The sequence below is a fragment of the Pseudarthrobacter sp. B4EP4b genome, assembly GCF_006680095.1.
Lineage (GTDB): Bacteria > Actinomycetota > Actinomycetes > Actinomycetales > Micrococcaceae > Arthrobacter.
Window position 1 is genome coordinate 62,229 of the sequence record NZ_VHIJ01000017.1, and the last position, 16,340, is coordinate 78,568.

Consider the following 16,340-nt stretch of genomic DNA (forward strand, 5'->3'; position numbering starts at 1 on the left):
TGTCCTGGGATGACGATGGGGGCAATCGTCAGTTGCTAATTTGTGCTCAGGACCCGCTCCAGCCGAGAATCTGACATGCCTTGTGACGCGAGGAAAGAACGAAGTGAAGGAGCCAGGACAATTTTCACTTCTGGATTCGCTCCTAGAATATCCTGCGCAGAGGTCACGAGATTGCCGCTGTATCCGTTGTAGAGGTAGCGAAGCCCACCAATAAGTTCGTTCGTTTCCTGATTGTGCGTTCCAGTCAGGGACAAGTACCAGGCGGCGGCCAGGAGGGGGTCTAATTCGTCCGTACCGGTGATGAAGATCGAATCGCCCTGGTATGCCTGGTAGTTCTCCGCTGCGCGGTACAGTTCATCCGCACCGGCAGCGGTGGCCTCAGTGCGCGTCCCTACTTCGGTCATTGCCTTCTGGTACGGAGCCACCGGATCGATGCCCAACGCCTTAGTGTCCGGGATCGTCAGCCCGAAGACCTGAGTCAATCCCAGGCTCACCATCACTGACATCAACGTAAAGCCCCTCAGGTGAACGTATGGATGAAAGGTCAACCAACGATCTACGAGCGAGGTAATCGTCACGCACGCCACCACGGGTAACAGAAGCTCTACGGCCAACGCTAGTTTCAACGAATAGTACGTGACTGCTCCCGACGTCATAACTTGGTATACCCCGAAGCCGATTACAAGGAAAAGTCCTGCAGCTGGCACGAGAATTAGTCTCGCCGCAGCGTGTCCAGCTCCCGTCCCGCCGAAAAACCGAGTGAAGCTTCCGCCGGCAAGAAGCACGGCTGATCCCCCCGTGACGAGAAGAGTCGCCGCTTCAACTCCATGGGTTGAACTTTGTATCTTTCCGAGCGCAGTGACTACATCCCCGGTTCCGATGTGCCCGATTTGCCAGGCAACGAGTATGAGCCCCGCAAGAGCCAGGAGTGCTGTCCCTACATTCAGCAACCAACCTGCTGGACTTGTTCTCCAGCGGTCTTTGACCCAGGGAAACAGCCCAAGCAACAATGCAGGTGCAGCCAGCAAAAGCAATAATGACCACGTTCCGGCGATCCCCACCACTGCCGTTGATGCAGTGAGAAACACCGTCGGTTTGGCCAGAGAGGCCTCAAAGGTGGTGGTTAGCATGAGGCAAACCAGAAGAGCTACACCGAGCAGAAAGTTGTGAAACGCAAAAAAGGTAGCGGGTACCGCCGTTCCGAAGGACCACGCCGTGCCCACAAAAACCAAAAACGGCATGCTTACTAAGGGGCGCTTTCGGATCCACGGCAGCGAAGTCAGCCCCGCCGTGACCATGATGGCCGCTGCTACCGCGACCAGTGAGCTCAGCCTGCTGTATGCAACTAGTTCCTTGGCCAGTGTGGAGCGTTCGCTCCCTACTGCCAGATCAGCCATTGTGGCGATGGCCGCATGGAACCCCTGAGGATACTCAATGAAGCTCCAGATATGACCTGTATCTGAAAGCCCGGCCATTGGAATGACAGTTCCATGGATTCGGAGCATGTTGTACATGTTGAAATGTGATGAATTGTCCCAGCTCGTCAGCAGCAGGGCCAGCGCCTGCTGCCCTGTGGTGACAGCGAAATATGGAGCCACGGCTGCGGTCGCCAACGCTGCGGAAACCAATATCAGGTAGTCAGCTTTGCTTACTGTCGGTACTAACCGGGCGAGCGCCCGCTTGGGGCTTGATGACGACGAGACTTGACTTGCCAGAACACCCAATGCACCGGCCAGCAGCAAGTGGCCCCAACCGGGGAACCATTCGGGACGTGGGATCCACCACATCAGAGGAAGGCCCCCGAAAAACACCGCCCCGGAAATCACAATTCTCTTTGAAAGTTGCCTGGATGTCGGCAGTGCGAGCAGGCTCGCGCCGGTCAATCCAAGCAGCCACCAGCCGTGAAGCAGCGCGGCCTTTTCCAGCCATATCACCAGCCCGGCCAGTATGGCTCCCACAGCCCAACCAAGGAGCCTGCGACTATTCACAGACTCCGACCCTTTGGATAACGCGCGGCGAGGCGATGCTTCAATTGTCGCTTCAATCTGATGCACGTCAGCTCCATTACGGAAACGGGATTAAGGATTCAGAACCTTGCAATCGGAATACTGTTCAATTCCGGGCAATGTGATACGTCAGCGCCCGAGGACCGGTGGCGCGACGAGCGGCGGAAGGAACGTCCGGCCGGCCCGTCGCCGCGTGAAACGCCCAAAGAAAGGGAACGCGGAGGCGCTAGTGTCGCGACGACGGGTGGTGCCCCAGTGGGTTGTACCGCACAAAATCATAGCATTTACGGATATTTGTTCTCGAACGCGGTACCTTTGCTCCTCGCCTACCGACGGAACATCGGAACACCGTTATTTAGAGACATGCGGACACCGCAAGAAGACGGGCATTACCTTCACTATCGATCACTTTCGCATTCGGTGAGCTGACATCAACGATGCCCGGATAATCTGCCGCAGCAGCTGAGTTCGCCAGGTAACTCGAACCAAAATCCAGGATGAAATCTATGTGCCGGCGTGCTGCTATCCGGCAGACATCAGACCCCTGCTGGGCAGAGCCAATTTCCCGATCAATCTGGCGGAGTTCCGGATTATCAGTTGAAAACATGTGGTAGGTCGTGACTTTACGTCCCGACAGTGCGTAAGCTAGCGATCCCCCGTTCCACGGGTTTACGGCAATAACGGCGTCCTCCGGAACTTCGCTGGGCAGACGCTCGATGAGGGCCAACTCATTCGAGTCCACGATTGGCGCCGTAGCGTCCAGGACGTAGGCCCGTTTTGCCTCCGCGGTGATGCCAGTCAAAGTTCCTGCCTGGCTGACGAAGATCATTGCAGCGACAAAGGCGAGGACGGCAACGGCCAGCCCTCCACGCACGTGGTTCCGCCACGGGCTCCTGTTCAGCAACCGGGAAGCGGATTTGCACAGGAAGTCCCAGATTAACAGGGCGCCGATGGACGCTAGGACGACAGCAAAAATTGGCAAGAGCGCTGCCAACCGATAGCTGTCCTGGTACCATCCACCCGTCAGCAGCATTCGCCAAGGGCCCTTGGGTGCAGAAGCTGTGGTTATGTACAAAACGACTGGCACAAGCCAGCAAAGGAATATCCATAACCGACGTGGGTTGCTCAGAACCTGCTGGAGCCCAATTAAAACAAGAATTGACACCGCCCACGGTACTGGCCGGCCCATCGGGGCGGTGAGAAGTACTTCACCGATGGCCGCGGTCTGGGTGGTGAATGGGGCCCAGCTGTCATAGTCCGCGAGGGGCCTCAAGATCTTCCAGATCAGAGCGAACCCAAGAAGGCCCAGCACCGTGACGCCTGCCACGAGGGTGTACCGTCGGCGCGAACCACCAGTTCGGTGCACACGGGCAACCTCCCTGGACGCCGTCCAGACTCCCAGAGGCAGGGCAAAGGCGATAAGGGAAAGCAATCCATTGGTCTGGGAAAGGGCAAGGCCCGGTATTGCAACAGTGAGGCTCAGCCATAGGGCAGGTTTATCAATATTGCCACCATGGCCAAGACCGCAAAGTGCAATTACAAGCGCTAGCGACGCGGGGAGAAGCGCATAGGCAAGCAAATTCGGATACAGCGGCCCAAAGTCCATGATCGCGAGGGGGAATGCGGCGAAACCAGCGCTGAATACACCGGAAACAGCAAGGGCGATGGGTTTCGGGCCTATCACCTGATGGACGAGAAACACCATTCCCAAGGGCCAGATCACTGCTGCAACCACAATGTTCAGAACGTTCTCGGCAACCACGACGTCGGAAGCCCCAAGTTGTGCGATCAACGCTGCGGCCGAGTGCCACGCCGCCGGGTAGATGGCCGAGCCGCCCTCCGCCCCAGCCATGCTCCCCAACGTCAGCGATGAAGCGTTGCCCGTCTGGAGGATGTACTGAATTGCATTCAGATGGAAGACGTTGTCAAAGCGCTGTGCGAAGTTTTCAGGGCTTCCTATGACCTGGGTAAGTCGTCGACCTATGAGGACAGCCCCGACAGCGACGCCGCCAAGAGCTCCTACCCAGGCTTGTATCGAGGTGGGACACGGCGATACCGGTCCCGACTTCAAAACGAATCGCCGGAGCGACCAGGCAACTGCCGAACTCACCGCGGTCGTTACCAACACGGGGAAGATACTCCAGGAGAGTCCGACGAGTCCGGCTGCTATTCCGGCGACGCCGAAGACGGCCGTTGTCAGCAGGGGTGAAAGGCAAAGGACAGCCAAGCGGCGTGCTCCCATGAAGTACCCCAGTGCGGCACCGGGTCCGAACATGATCACCAATGCGACTACGAAAATGGGCAGGGCGTTCCACCAGGTCATGTAAGGCAGTACCTGTTCTTATCCGTTGCCGTTGCGCAGAAGTTCCAGCAGGTACCTTCCGTACCCGCTCTTTACCAATGGCTCAGCACGCGTGCGGAGTTCTTCATCGCTGAGGAAACCCAGACGCCAGGCGATTTCTTCGGGAGCGCCAATCTTAAGCCCCTGCCTGTGCTCGACGGTCCGGATGAAGTTAGAGGCGTCATTAAGGGAATCAAAGGTTCCCGTATCAAGCCATGCCGTGCCGCGGGGGAGGATCTCTACCTTGAGATTGCCCCGCTCGAGGTAGGTTCTGTTGACGTCCGTTATTTCAAGTTCCCCGCGTGGGGAGGGCTTGAGCGTCTTGGCGATCTCTAACACTTCGTTGTCGTAGAAGTAGAGACCAGGGACGGCGTAATGGCTTCGGGGCTTGAGTGGCTTTTCTTCCAACGAGATGGCCCTGCCCTCGTCGTCGAATTCCACGACGCCGTACGCCGTCGGGTCGGACACCCAATAACCAAAGACTGCACCACCCTCGATGTCCTTGAACCTGCGAAGCTGGGTACCCATGCCCTGTCCATAAAAAATGTTGTCACCCAGTACGAGGGCTACCGGTTCGCTGCCGATATGCTCTTCACCCAGGATAAATGCCTGCGCCAGGCCGTCCGGGCTTGGCTGCTGCTTGTATGTGATGTTGACGCCAAACTGCCAGCCGTCGCCCAGCAGCCGTTGGAACTGTTCAGCATCGTGGGGGGTAGTAATAATGAGAATATCTTTGATGCCGGCCAGGATCAGGGTCGAGAGCGGGTAGTAAATCATCGGCTTGTCGTAGACGGGGACGAGTTGTTTGCTCGAGCCAAGGGTAATGGGATGCAGCCGCGAGCCCGTGCCGCCAGCCAGAATGATTCCACGCATGGGATCTATCATTGCCTGCATCAACACCCCCAGCAAAACCAGCACGCTTTGGCTTGATCTGCGGCCACTGAAGCCTCGTCTTACGGCACGTTAGGCTATGTGAATGCAGAAACTCCTTGTCACCGGCGGTGCCGGCTTCATCGGTTCCAATTTTGTTCACTACGTTCTCGACCACACGGAGGACCATGTCACCGTGTTGGACAAGCTGACTTACGCGGGCAATCTGGGATCCTTGACGGGCCTGCCGGGGGAGCGGTTCGAGTTTGTCCAGGGAGACATTGCCGATCCTGAACTGGTGGACCGTCTGGTGGCTGACGCTGATGTTGTGGTGCACTATGCCGCTGAATCGCATAACGACAACTCGCTGCACGACCCGCGCCCGTTCCTGGACACCAACATCATCGGCACCTACACGCTCATCGAGGCGGCCCGGAAGCACAACAAGCGCTTCCACCACATCTCCACCGACGAGGTCTACGGCGATCTGGAACTCGATGACCCGGAACGGTTTACCGAGCAGACGCCGTACAACCCCTCCAGCCCGTACTCGTCCACGAAGGCCGGCTCCGATCTTCTGGTCCGGGCCTGGGTGCGCTCCTTCGGGCTGCAGGCGACCATCAGCAACTGCTCGAACAACTACGGCCCGTACCAGCACGTGGAGAAGTTCATCCCGCGGCAGATCACTAACGTCATTGACGGGATCCGGCCCAAGCTGTATGGGAAGGGCGAGAACGTCCGGGACTGGATCCACGCCAACGACCACTCCTCGGCGGTACTGGCGATCATCGCCAAAGGCAGGATCGGTGAGACCTATCTCATTGGTGCCGACGGTGAGAAGAACAACAAGGACGTTGTGGAACTGATCCTCAAGCACATGGGCGAGTCCCCGGACGCGTACGACCATGTGGTGGACAGGCCCGGTCACGACCTGCGCTACGCCATCGACTCCACCAAGCTGCGTGACGAGCTGGGCTGGGAGCCACAGTTCTCCAACTTCGATGAAGGCATCGAGGACACCATTGCCTGGTACCGGGACAACGAAGACTGGTGGCGGCCCCAGAAAGCCGCCACGGAAGCCAAGTACAAAGAACAGGGCCAGTAGAAGATGTCGATCGAGTTTTCGAAGAAGTTAGTTGCCCACGAAACGCCGATCCCCGGCGTCGTCCTCTACGATCTTCCGGTCCATGGGGATAACCGCGGCTGGTTCAAGGAAAATTGGCAGCGTGAAAAAATGGTTGCCCTTGGCCTGCCGGATTTCAGCCCGGTACAGAACAACATTTCCTTCAATGAGAAAGCCGGCACCACGCGTGGCATCCACGCCGAGCCCTGGGACAAGTTCATTTCCGTAGCCACGGGCAGGATTTTCGGCGCCTGGGTCGATCTTCGGGAGGGCGCCACATTCGGGACTGTATTTACCGCCGAAATGGACCCAAGCCAGGCAATTTTCATTCCGCGGGGCGTTGGAAATGCCTTCCAGACCTTGGAAGACAACACGGCGTACACCTACTTGGTTAATGACCACTGGTCGGCAGATGCCCAAGGTCAATACACGTTCCTGAACCTTGCCGACGAGTCAGCCGCGATCCAGTGGCCTATCCCTCTGCAGGACGCAGAGCTCTCTGACAAGGACAAGGCCCATCCCCGACTGGCGGAGGTTGTGCCCATGCCGCCGAAGAAGATCCTGGTGGTCGGTGCGGACGGGCAGCTCGGCAAGGCGTTGCGCGGGCTGTACGACGGCGATGCGTCCGTTGAGTTTGCCGGGCGCGGTGAGTTCGACATCACCGATGTCGAGGCTTTCTCCAACCGCAACTGGAAGAACTACTCAGCAATCATCAATGCAGCGGCCTATACCGCCGTGGACGCCGCGGAAACCGCGGAAGGCCGGGCAGCGGCCTGGGCCAACAACGTAACGGCGGTGGCCCGCCTGGCGAGGACCGCCGTCGAGCATCAGCTGACGCTAGTCCATGTCTCCTCGGACTATGTTTTTGACGGTTCGCGGGACATCCATGATGAAACAGAGGAATTCTCGCCGCTGGGTGTCTACGGGCAGACGAAGGCGGCCGGCGATGCCATTGTGAGCGCAGTCCCACGGCATTACATAGTGCGAACCAGCTGGGTCATTGGAGAGGGTTCCAATTTTGTCCGGACCATGGCCTCTCTTGCCTCGCGAGGTATCAAGCCTTCTGTTGTCAACGATCAGGTCGGGCGGCTTAGCTTCACCGAGGACATTGCGGCTGGTATTCAGCACTTGCTCATGACAGCAGCACCCTACGGCACGTACAACCTCTCGAGCGACGGCGGTCCGCAGTCCTGGGCCGACATTGCCGCGGATGTCTATGAGTTGTCGGGAGCAAGCCGTGAAGACGTCACCGGCGTTTCCACTGAAGAGTATTTCAGGGGCAAGACGGCAGCGCCGAGGCCGCTGAACAGCGTCCTGGATCTCGCGAAGATCAAGGCGACAGGCTTCAAGCCGGCAGATTCCGCTAGTAGGATGCTGGAATACCTTAGGTAGCGTGCACGGGTCGCGCGCCCGCACAAAGTCCTCGCCTCGGGCGGAAACCACCGTGCGAACCGTCCCCGGAGGATGCCGCGCGCCGTATCCAGGCCTCCCCATATGCAACAATTGAACCCGTGAGTCGCACCTGGATCGTAATTCCCATGTACAACGAAGCTACTGTCGTAGGTTCGGTCGTCGAGGGGCTGCGAAAGCAGTTTCCTTACGTAGTCTGCGTCGACGACGGGAGCACCGACGGATCACAGGAGCAGGCGCGGGCTGCAGGCGCAGTTGTGGTTCAGCATCCGATCAATCTCGGCCAAGGTGCTGCCCTGCAGACGGGGATCGAGTTTGCACTACAGGATCCGGAACTGGATTGTATCGTCACTTTCGACGCCGACGGGCAGCACCGGGTGGACGATGCCAAGGCCATGGTTGACCGGGTGCGGGCCGGCGAAGCGGACATCATTCTTGGCTCGCGCTTCCTGGACGACCGCACCCAGCTTTCAGCAGCAAAGCGCCTGGTCCTCAAGACGGCGGCGATCCAATCACGAATGGCGACTGGCCTGAACCTGACTGACGCCCACAACGGGCTACGGGCATTCAACCGCTATGTTGCCTCCAACATTCATCTGACGCAGAACCGCATGGCCCACGCATCTGAACTCGTGAATCAGTTGGCCAAGCTCAAGCCGAACTACGCTGAGCACCCCGTGGAAATCATCTACACCGACTATTCCAAGGCCAAGGGTCAATCCCTGTTGAACTCAGTCAACATCGTGGCCGAGCTGTTCTTTAAGTAGACCCTCTTCGTATACAAGCCCAAGGTGCCAGTTTGTTAATCATTGTTCAACTTGTTCTCGTTGTTGCCGTCATGGTGGTTTCGCTCGCTCTGATGCGCGGCGGATCCAACGCCAGGCACCTTGCCGTTCGACGCATGCTTCTAATGATCTTCGCGGTAGTCGCGGCGCTGTCCGTTTTCTTCCCGGACGCACTCACCCGGGTGGCGCTATTCCTGGGCATCGGTCGCGGCACAGACCTCGTTCTCTATGGTGCTGTTGTTTCATTGTTCGTCTTTATGGCGACGACGTACCAGCGCTTCCGGCATGCTGAAAATGCACTGACGAAGCTGTCGCGGCGTATCGCGATCGATGAGGCGCCCAAGCCGGGGGAGCTTGTCTAGTGAGGCAGGCCGGTAGCGTATCCACCCAGGCCGGAAGCGGAGGATCACGCGCCGGGCAGTCGAGGCCACGCCCCCGGTTCGGGAAAGCGCTTGACCCAAGAAACAACAGCATGAACATGATCCGCTTGGGTCTCGCAGCGCTGGTGCTCTTCGCCCACAGTTTCTACCTTGCCGGAGCGGGGGAGGGGCCCCACGTCCGGGGCGAAAACCTCGGTGGTTGGGCCGTTGCCGGATTCTTTGCGCTCAGCGGGTTCCTCATCACTGGTAGCCGCTTTACGAACGGGCTGGGAGAATATCTGGTCCATCGAGTGGCACGCATCTACCCGGCGTTCCTTGTTTGCCTCGTGGTGACTGTCGCTGCATTCGCGCCGCTTGGTTATGTGCACCAGAACGGAACACTGGCCGGTTACTGGACAACCGAGACCACTCCTCTCAGGTTCGTGTTTTCGAACTTGTTCCTCGAGATGAAAAATTACGACGTTGCCTTCACGCCCGCCGTTGTTCCCTTCGCTGGCTCCTGGAACGGATCGTTGTGGAGCCTTTATTACGAATTCCTCTGTTATCTGGTCATTGCGGCAATCGGGGGAATCGCCTGGGTGCGGCGTTCGCCATTGCCCCTGGCGCTGGCTTTTGCTGTGAGCGTGATTGTCTACGCCAATATGCCTGCGATCACGCCTTTGCTCGCCGACACCAACTTCGCCCTGCTGGCGAAGTTGCTGCCTTTCTTCCTGGGCGGTGCAGTCATCCAGGCAGTCTCCAAATGGATCGGACTGCACTGGGCGGCCGGCATTGGGTCGATCTTTGGAGCCGTGTTCTGCGTTGTCCTCGTTCCCACCTGGGGCGGTCAACTTGCCGCTCCGCTTATTGCTTACGGCTTGCTATGGGTCTCGTCCGTGCTGCCGTCGCCGCGGCTGATTCGCGTTCATGATGTTTCTTATGGCTTCTATATCTACGCTTGGCCAGTACAACAACTTCTCGCGCTCTACGGCGTGCATAACCGGGGAATGGCTGTCTACATCCTCTCGTCCGGGGCCGGAACGCTCGTACTCGCTCTCGCAAGCTGGCTTCTTGTTGAGCGACCTGTCATGCGGGCCGTTCGCCGCCGGCGCCAGACCTCACCGGTTCCGGCGGCCGTAGGGGGCGCAGCACCTGCAACCGGAGCGGGAGACCAGTCGCAGGCTGCAGGGCCGCAGGCGCAGCCGGAATCTGAGGCGGCGGCGGTAAGCAAAGCCTGATCTTTGCTGTTCTTCCGCCCACTCGGCCGAATTGACACTACAAACAAAAACAGCGGGAGCGTGGCCGTAGCCCACTCCCGCTGTTTGCCGATCCTGCCGGACTAGAGGGCAGCTTCCGCCGGCAACCGTCCGTCAATCCACTCGGCAAGGCGGGAAATGCCGGCTTCAAGGTTGTAGCGTGGCTCCCACGGAAGCTCAGCCTTTGCGGGCTCGACATCGGCCCAGGCGTGCCGGACGTCCCCTTGACGGAACTGCCCCGTCACGTGGGGTTCGGGGGCTCCATAGTAGCGGCTGATAATTTCAGCGGCGGTCCGGATGGTCTGGAACTCTCCGGAACCTATGTCCAGTGCTCCATCATGTGCCTTTTCAGCCACCGCTGCGGCAACAACTGCAGCCGCAACATCATCGATCAAAACGAAGTCGCGACGGACTTCACCGTCTTCATACAACGGGATGGACTTGCCGGCCTTGGCCATGCGGCAGAAAAGGGACATGATGCCGGTGTAGGGGTTGATCAGGGACTGGCCGGGCCCGTAGACATTCTGGAGACGCAGGACAGCAGCTTCCACTCCATACGATTTCGACCAGGACTCCAGGATGTTCTCCTGGGCAAGCTTGGTGGACCCGTAAACGCTGACAGGAGCGGGTGCAACAGCGGCGGCCGACATCGCGACGGGGTGGGCATCGGGGAAGTCCCACTGAGAGCGGGACAATATTTCATTCGAACGCTGGCCCGGATAGAACACGTGTCCATCGATGTCGGACTTCCACGCGCCTTCGCCGTATACCGCCCTGCTGCTGGTAAGAACGATTCGCCGCGGCAGTTTCCCGCTGCGGTTGAGCCCGTCAAGCATCTGGGTTGTTCCCACGACGTTGACCATGGCATGGCGCGTGGATTCTTCAAGGGACTGGCCTGTGCCCGTTTCAGCCGCAAGGTGTATAACGACGTCGGGGGCCACGGCCGGGAGTACGTCATCCCAGGTTTTTGCGTCAGTGATGTCTGCAACAATCAGCTCCACGCCCGGGTCAAGCTCCGCCGGCCGGGTTTGGCCGGAATGAATCTGCGGATGCAAGTTGTCCAACGCGACGACCCTGTCAAAGGACGCCACCAGTGCAGAAGAGATGGCACATCCGATGAATCCGGCACCTCCTGTGACGAGGACAGTACCCCGGTTGGCGGGAGACGTATTCGTGGACGATGGCTGGGTCACAGGTAAAGCCTTTCTGGGGCGGACATCTTCAGCGTCCAGTTTCTCACAGGATAGCTGCGGGTCAGGAGCCGAAGGCGTGCCTGGCAGTTGCCCTGATCGCCTTTGTGTTGCGGGAGAATACAGCGGCTGGCAACAGAGTGAGTGCGTGAAGCCGTGAGGTCCATCGGATCCTTGCCGCTGCGGCTGCCTTGTTCCAACCCTTGTCACGGCAGAGCCCCTCGGCAATCCGTGCATATTCACGGTCTCCGGCGAAGCGGGTACCGTCCGACAATGTAGCGGCCGAAGCGCTCTCGGAGTGGCGCCTGTAGGAAAAAGCCAGTGTCGGTACATGGACGAGTGAGGCACCTTGGAGCACCATGTCCATCACCAGCGCCAGATCCTGGACAATGGGGAGCCCGTCCCGGAAGTTGACCTGACGGATAGCGTCCGTACGGAATGCCAGCGACGGCCAATACAGCCAGTTTCCTCCCAGCAGGCTCACTGCCAGGGGTTCGCCGGCCAGTACTGTCGGTGACGTGGTCTTCGGGCCCACGAACTTTCGTTTCACGGAATCGGCAAGCGACCGCACCACCCGTCCAGTCTCGTCGATGACCTGGACACCGGGCTGTATCACTGAAGCATCGGGAAAATCGGCGTGTGCCCTGAGAACAACATCGACGTAGTTCGGCAGCAGTACGTCGTCGCAGCCGAGGATGACCATGAGTTCCTCCGACGCCTGACTGACGCAGGTCCGGTAGTTTTCGGTGATCCCCTTATTGGTTTCGTTGCGCTTGTACGTGACCCGTTCGTCGTCAATGGTTGCGAAGTATTCGCGGACCGTTGGATCGGGGTAGCAGTCGTCGATGACGGTAAGGAGCCAGTCCGGATTTTCCTGGGCCAGGACGCTGGCCACTGTCTCTTTGAGCAAGGCCGGATCGCCCCAGTAGGGGACAAAGATATCGAGCGGCATTTTCCAACTTCCCAGTATGGCGGGAGCTCTCCAGAGCTCATGCAGAGGTGCCAGGACGGCGGCGGCGATTGAGTGCGGGCCCGTCTCCAACACTAATATGTTGCCATGACTTCCCTAGTTAGCCGGAAATTGCACCCTTTGGCACAAATGGTCAACGGATGACCCGCATCGAGGGCAACTCCTCACAAAAGTCAACGATAGCCGGACGTCAGGCCGCGTCGGTAGGGCTCGCTTCCCTGGCATCGGCGGCTGCAGGCTACCTTGTCATCTGGTTCGTGCCCAGAGTTTTGAACAAGGCTGACAACGCGGAATTCCTGGCATTCTGGTCTGCTCTCTTCCTCCTCTTCGGGATACTGGGCGGCCTGCAGACAGAAATCCTGCGTTACGTGACAGCTCATACTGCTGATCCGGCACCTCAACGGTCTGGGTCGGAACATCAGAAATCCGTGCCGCTGTTCTTCGTTGTCCTCAGTCTCTCAGGAACCCTGGCAGTCCTCATCGTGCTGTCGTCAATGTTGTGGGGCCCGGCGGTCCTGGGGCCGAACTGGCTTGCCCTTGTTCTGGTCCTTGCAGGGGCATGTATTGCATTTTCTGTCCACGCCGCTTTAGCCGGCATTCTCAGCGGACGTCATCTCTGGGGTAATTTTTCCGCACTCGTGGCATCCGAATCCTGTTTTAGGCTTCTGCTGGTGCTGCTCGTCGGAATAATTGCCGGGTCCACTGCAGGCCTTGCCGCTGCCGCGGCTGCGGGAGCCTGTGCCTGGGCAATTGTCTCCTTGTTCAGTCCGAAGTTGCGTGCCGCCTTTCGGCAGCCCTTGGATGTACCCGTGTGGGAGTTTGCCCGGAAGGTAGGCCACGCCAGCGTTTCCACGTCTGCCAGTGCGACGCTTGTGGTGGGCTTTCCGGTTCTCTACAGAATCACGACGCCCGAGGATGTCTACCTTGCGTCAGCGCCCCTGCTCCTAGCAATTCTCCTGACGAGGGCTCCGCTCATGGTGCCCTTGGGGACGTTCCAAAACGTGGCTATCGCGCATTTCGTCAGGCATAGGAGCCGGGGGCTGGCAGCGCTTCAGCCCATCGCCCTCGCCATCGCCGGCGTTGCAGCTGTCGGGGCCGCGGCAGCCTATTTCATTGGTCCCTGGCTGATGGTGCTGCTGTTTGGTTCCGACTACCACGTCGCGCCGTGGGTGCTGGCGGGTCTGACAGTGGCTGCGGCGGTGCTTGCGTTGCTTACGCTTACTGGCGGCATGTGCGTTGCGTTGAACAGGCACCATGTATCGTCAACCGGTTGGCTGGTCGCCAGCGCTGTATCGCTGCTGGTCCTGGTATTGCCACTGGATGCCGACGTGCGTGCCGTGCTGTCCTTGCTTGCCGGTCCACTGCTTGGCGTAGTCACCCACACGCTCTCGTTATCGCGGTCACAGCCCGTGGGTGCTTCTTCCTAGAAGACGCGGGCAGGTTCCAGGCAAGACGGTTCACAGCAAAAGTGCGGGCCCACTCCGTTGGAGTGGGCCCGCACTTTATTAACAGGTTGTTTGCGTTCCCGCCGCCTAGTACCGCCTGATGGTGTAACCGGCGGCAGGACTCCAAGTGATGGAGCCGCCCTTGAAGTTTTGCCAACATTCAGTGGCACTGCAGGTTTCGCTGTTTGTCGGGAAGCCAAAGAACCCGGTTTGCGCGCCGTTGGCACGCCACAGGCCGCCAATGCCGCTGTTGTACACGGCGCCCATGCCAACGCCCGAAGCCCACAGGATTTCGCCTCCGACAAAGGTTTGCGTGCAAGACGTTGCGCCGCACGTTTCAGTTGTAGTTGGGTAGCCAAGACGTCCGCCTTCTGAGCCGAGCGACTTCCACAAAGAGCCTATGCCACCGGAATAGACGGCTGCCGCGCCTGTGGTCTCTGTCCACAGAACAACTCCGCCTTCGAAGCTTTGACGGCATGAGTCGGCGCCGCAGGTTTCATTGCTGATGGGGTACCCGAGCCGAGCCTTTTCGGCACCTTGCATGCGCCAAAGCGCCCCTATTGCACCGTTGTAGACCGCCCATTGTCCAGTTGCCGGGGTCCAGTAAATGGTGCCACCACGGAAAGTTTGTTGGCAGCTGCTAACCAGGCAGAACTCGTCCGAGGTTGGGTATCCGAGACGTGTTTGCTGACCGCCCATGCTAGTCCACAAGGCGCCAATTCCCGTTGCGGTCAGAACCCCGAACGCAGGGTTGCTGTTGGTCGGATCCTTGAGAATCGTGCCGCCAACAAAGCGCTGGAAACATTCTGATCCACCGCAGAATTGGGTGCCGCCCGTCGGAGCGCCGTAGCGGCCCGATTCTGCTTGGACTTCCTTCCATTTTTTGGAGATGGCTCCACTTCTCACGACCTGGGCGCCCGTAGCGGAGGCCCAAAAAATCTCCCCATTAACAAACGTTTGACGGCACGTAGAGACCTGACAGGTCTCTTGTGCCAAGGGCGCGCCGAGCGCTCCGGAGAGACCGCCCTGGGTTTGCCAAGTCGATCCAATACTCGTCCACCAAACGGGGTAAGCGCCGGTCGACTGGGTCCAGACCATCGTTCCACCCTGGAAAGCCTGAGTGCATTGCTGGGTCGTGCAGTTCTGGTTGTCAACTGGGTAGCCCAGCCTGCCATTTTCCGCACCAAGCGCGGTCCACGCCGCGCTCACGTTGCCTGGGATGATCGCCCACGATCCCGACGCGGCCGTCCAAAGGATTTTCCCCCCTTGGAACGTCTGACTGCACGCACTCGGGCCGCATGTCTCGCTTCCAGTTGGGAAACCGAGGACGCCACTAGTGCCACCCATCGCACTCCAACGTGCGCCGATGCCGCCAGTGAAGACAGCCGTTGCATTTGTAGAGGTGGACCAGTAAACGGAGCCGCCTTGAAAGTTCTGAGAGCACGCATTGGTGGAACACGACTCATCCGAAATCGGATATCTGAGGCGACCGTCAACACCTCCCCACTCACGCCAGGTTCCGCCGATACCACTGAAGTACACCGCTTTTGCGCCGGTTGCACTGTTCCAGAGAATTTGGCCGCCCTTATATTGGCGATAGCAACCTCCATTCACGAGACCGCAATATAGAGGCAGAGTCTGGGTACCGAGTCGGCTGGATGCCCCGCCCATTTCTCCATATTTCTGGAGAATTGGGTCGAATCCCGACGCCAGGGCCTGCAGTTCTGCGTAGCTTCCGCTGAATACGTTCGAGTCCCCGACAAAGGGACCCAGGCTGCTGTATTGCCAGATGTCGTACTTCGCCCATCCCGCGGGCAGTGTCCCGGGGCTCACGGTGCGGTAGGAAGCGATGTGCAGGGGCTGGTTACGGAATGCTGGCGTGTTTCCTGTGCATTGCGTCCACCAGTCGGTTGTGGTGTAGATCGCGGGATACCGCCCGGTCAGGGCATAGACGTTGTTCGAGAAGTCCGCGATCCAAAGGATCATGTCGCTTGCTGACATGTTGTAGCAGGTGTTGCCAAGCGATGAATAAGGATTGTATTCGATGTCGAGAAGTGGAGGCAGCGTCCAGCCGTCCCCGCTCCAGGCACCACCATTTCTGACAAAGTAGGCTGCCTGAGCGGCGCCGGACGAGACGTTGGGGATGGCAAAGTGGTAGGCTCCGCGGATCATTCCTGCATTCCGGGCACCGTTGTACTGTCCGGCGAACTGAGGATTCAGATAGGTCGTGGCCTCCGTGGCCTTGACGTATGCGAACTGAGCCCCCATGTTCCGTTGCTGCTGCCAATCCACCGCGCCCTGGTGGCTGCTGACATCCAGTCCCTGGATGCCGGGGGGCATGTAGGTGGCCTCGGCTGAGAGTCTGTCGGGAGCAGATTGTCTTGCCAGCTTCTCCAGTCCCTGTCCCATGTGTGCGCCGTTGGCGCCCTGGGCTTCCTTCAGTCTGGTCAGGATGTCGTCCTGCAACGGTGAGTCGCTGGCGGTTGGTGCGGGGCTGGCGGGAACAGACGCAATGGGGGTTCCTGGAACGGCTGAGGCCGATGGTGTGGATGGCGTTACAGGGGCGACGGACTCCTGGGGGAGGG

Annotated in this window: 12 protein-coding genes; 6 read left to right on the forward strand and 6 right to left on the reverse strand. The window is 59.1% G+C overall.

Translation table 11 applies throughout. The features are described 5' to 3' along the window. Positions 1 to 35: 35 nt before the first annotated feature. From FNL14_RS06370 to rfbA, 3 genes are all read right to left on the reverse strand, one after another. Positions 36 to 2,054, reverse strand: coding sequence for a hypothetical protein (locus tag FNL14_RS06370; RefSeq protein ID WP_142058588.1), 2,019 nt, complete (start codon positions 2,052 to 2,054; stop codon positions 36 to 38). Positions 2,055 to 2,361: 307 nt separating this feature from the next. Next, positions 2,362 to 4,329, reverse strand: coding sequence for a DUF6541 family protein (locus FNL14_RS06375; RefSeq protein WP_142058590.1), 1,968 nt, complete (start codon positions 4,327 to 4,329; stop codon positions 2,362 to 2,364). A gap of 18 nt (positions 4,330 to 4,347) precedes the next feature. Continuing rightward, positions 4,348 to 5,220: a glucose-1-phosphate thymidylyltransferase RfbA gene (gene rfbA, locus FNL14_RS06380; RefSeq protein WP_142058592.1), complete on the reverse strand. Its 873-nt coding sequence runs from the start codon at positions 5,218 to 5,220 to the stop codon at positions 4,348 to 4,350. A 103-nt stretch (positions 5,221 to 5,323) separates the two neighbouring features. Here rfbA and rfbB point away from each other — a divergent pair, with 103 nt between their 5' ends. The 5 genes from rfbB (at position 5,324) to FNL14_RS06405 (ending at position 10,132) form a co-directional block, all read left to right on the forward strand. Then, the gene (rfbB, locus tag FNL14_RS06385; protein WP_142058594.1) at positions 5,324 to 6,322 is read left to right on the forward strand and encodes a dTDP-glucose 4,6-dehydratase; all 999 of its coding nucleotides are present in this window, start codon (positions 5,324 to 5,326) and stop codon (positions 6,320 to 6,322) included. 3 nt (positions 6,323 to 6,325) lie between these two features. After that, a complete protein-coding gene (locus FNL14_RS06390; RefSeq protein ID WP_142058596.1) occupies positions 6,326 to 7,732 on the forward strand; it encodes a bifunctional dTDP-4-dehydrorhamnose 3,5-epimerase family protein/NAD(P)-dependent oxidoreductase in 1,407 nt (468 codons plus the stop codon). A gap of 146 nt (positions 7,733 to 7,878) precedes the next feature. Further along, the gene (locus FNL14_RS06395; protein ID WP_142058598.1) at positions 7,879 to 8,517 is read left to right on the forward strand and encodes a glycosyltransferase family 2 protein; all 639 of its coding nucleotides are present in this window, start codon (positions 7,879 to 7,881) and stop codon (positions 8,515 to 8,517) included. Positions 8,518 to 8,549: 32 nt separating this feature from the next. Continuing rightward, positions 8,550 to 8,897, forward strand: a complete 348-nt coding sequence (locus FNL14_RS06400; protein ID WP_091415585.1) for a DUF2304 domain-containing protein — start codon at positions 8,550 to 8,552, stop codon at positions 8,895 to 8,897. 110 nt (positions 8,898 to 9,007) lie between these two features. Continuing rightward, the gene (locus FNL14_RS06405) at positions 9,008 to 10,132 is read left to right on the forward strand and encodes an acyltransferase (protein ID WP_142058600.1); all 1,125 of its coding nucleotides are present in this window, start codon (positions 9,008 to 9,010) and stop codon (positions 10,130 to 10,132) included. Positions 10,133 to 10,233: 101 nt separating this feature from the next. Here FNL14_RS06405 and FNL14_RS06410 read toward each other — a convergent pair whose 3' ends face one another. Then, on the reverse strand, positions 10,234 to 11,343 hold the full coding sequence (locus FNL14_RS06410) for an NAD(P)-dependent oxidoreductase (RefSeq protein WP_142058602.1): 1,110 nt from the start codon (positions 11,341 to 11,343) through the stop codon (positions 10,234 to 10,236). Positions 11,344 to 11,404: 61 nt separating this feature from the next. Continuing rightward, positions 11,405 to 12,292, reverse strand: coding sequence for a glycosyltransferase (locus FNL14_RS06415; RefSeq protein WP_142058604.1), 888 nt, complete (start codon positions 12,290 to 12,292; stop codon positions 11,405 to 11,407). A gap of 158 nt (positions 12,293 to 12,450) precedes the next feature. On the opposite strand from FNL14_RS06415, the gene FNL14_RS06420 reads away from it, so the two are divergent. Next, positions 12,451 to 13,737: a hypothetical protein gene (locus FNL14_RS06420; RefSeq protein ID WP_142058606.1), complete on the forward strand. Its 1,287-nt coding sequence runs from the start codon at positions 12,451 to 12,453 to the stop codon at positions 13,735 to 13,737. 105 nt (positions 13,738 to 13,842) lie between these two features. On the opposite strand, the gene FNL14_RS06425 is transcribed toward FNL14_RS06420, so the two are convergent. Beyond that, complete coding sequence (locus FNL14_RS06425; protein ID WP_142058608.1) at positions 13,843 to 16,221, reverse strand: GH25 family lysozyme; 2,379 nt, start codon at positions 16,219 to 16,221, stop codon at positions 13,843 to 13,845. Between the last annotated feature and the right edge of the window lie 119 nt (positions 16,222 to 16,340).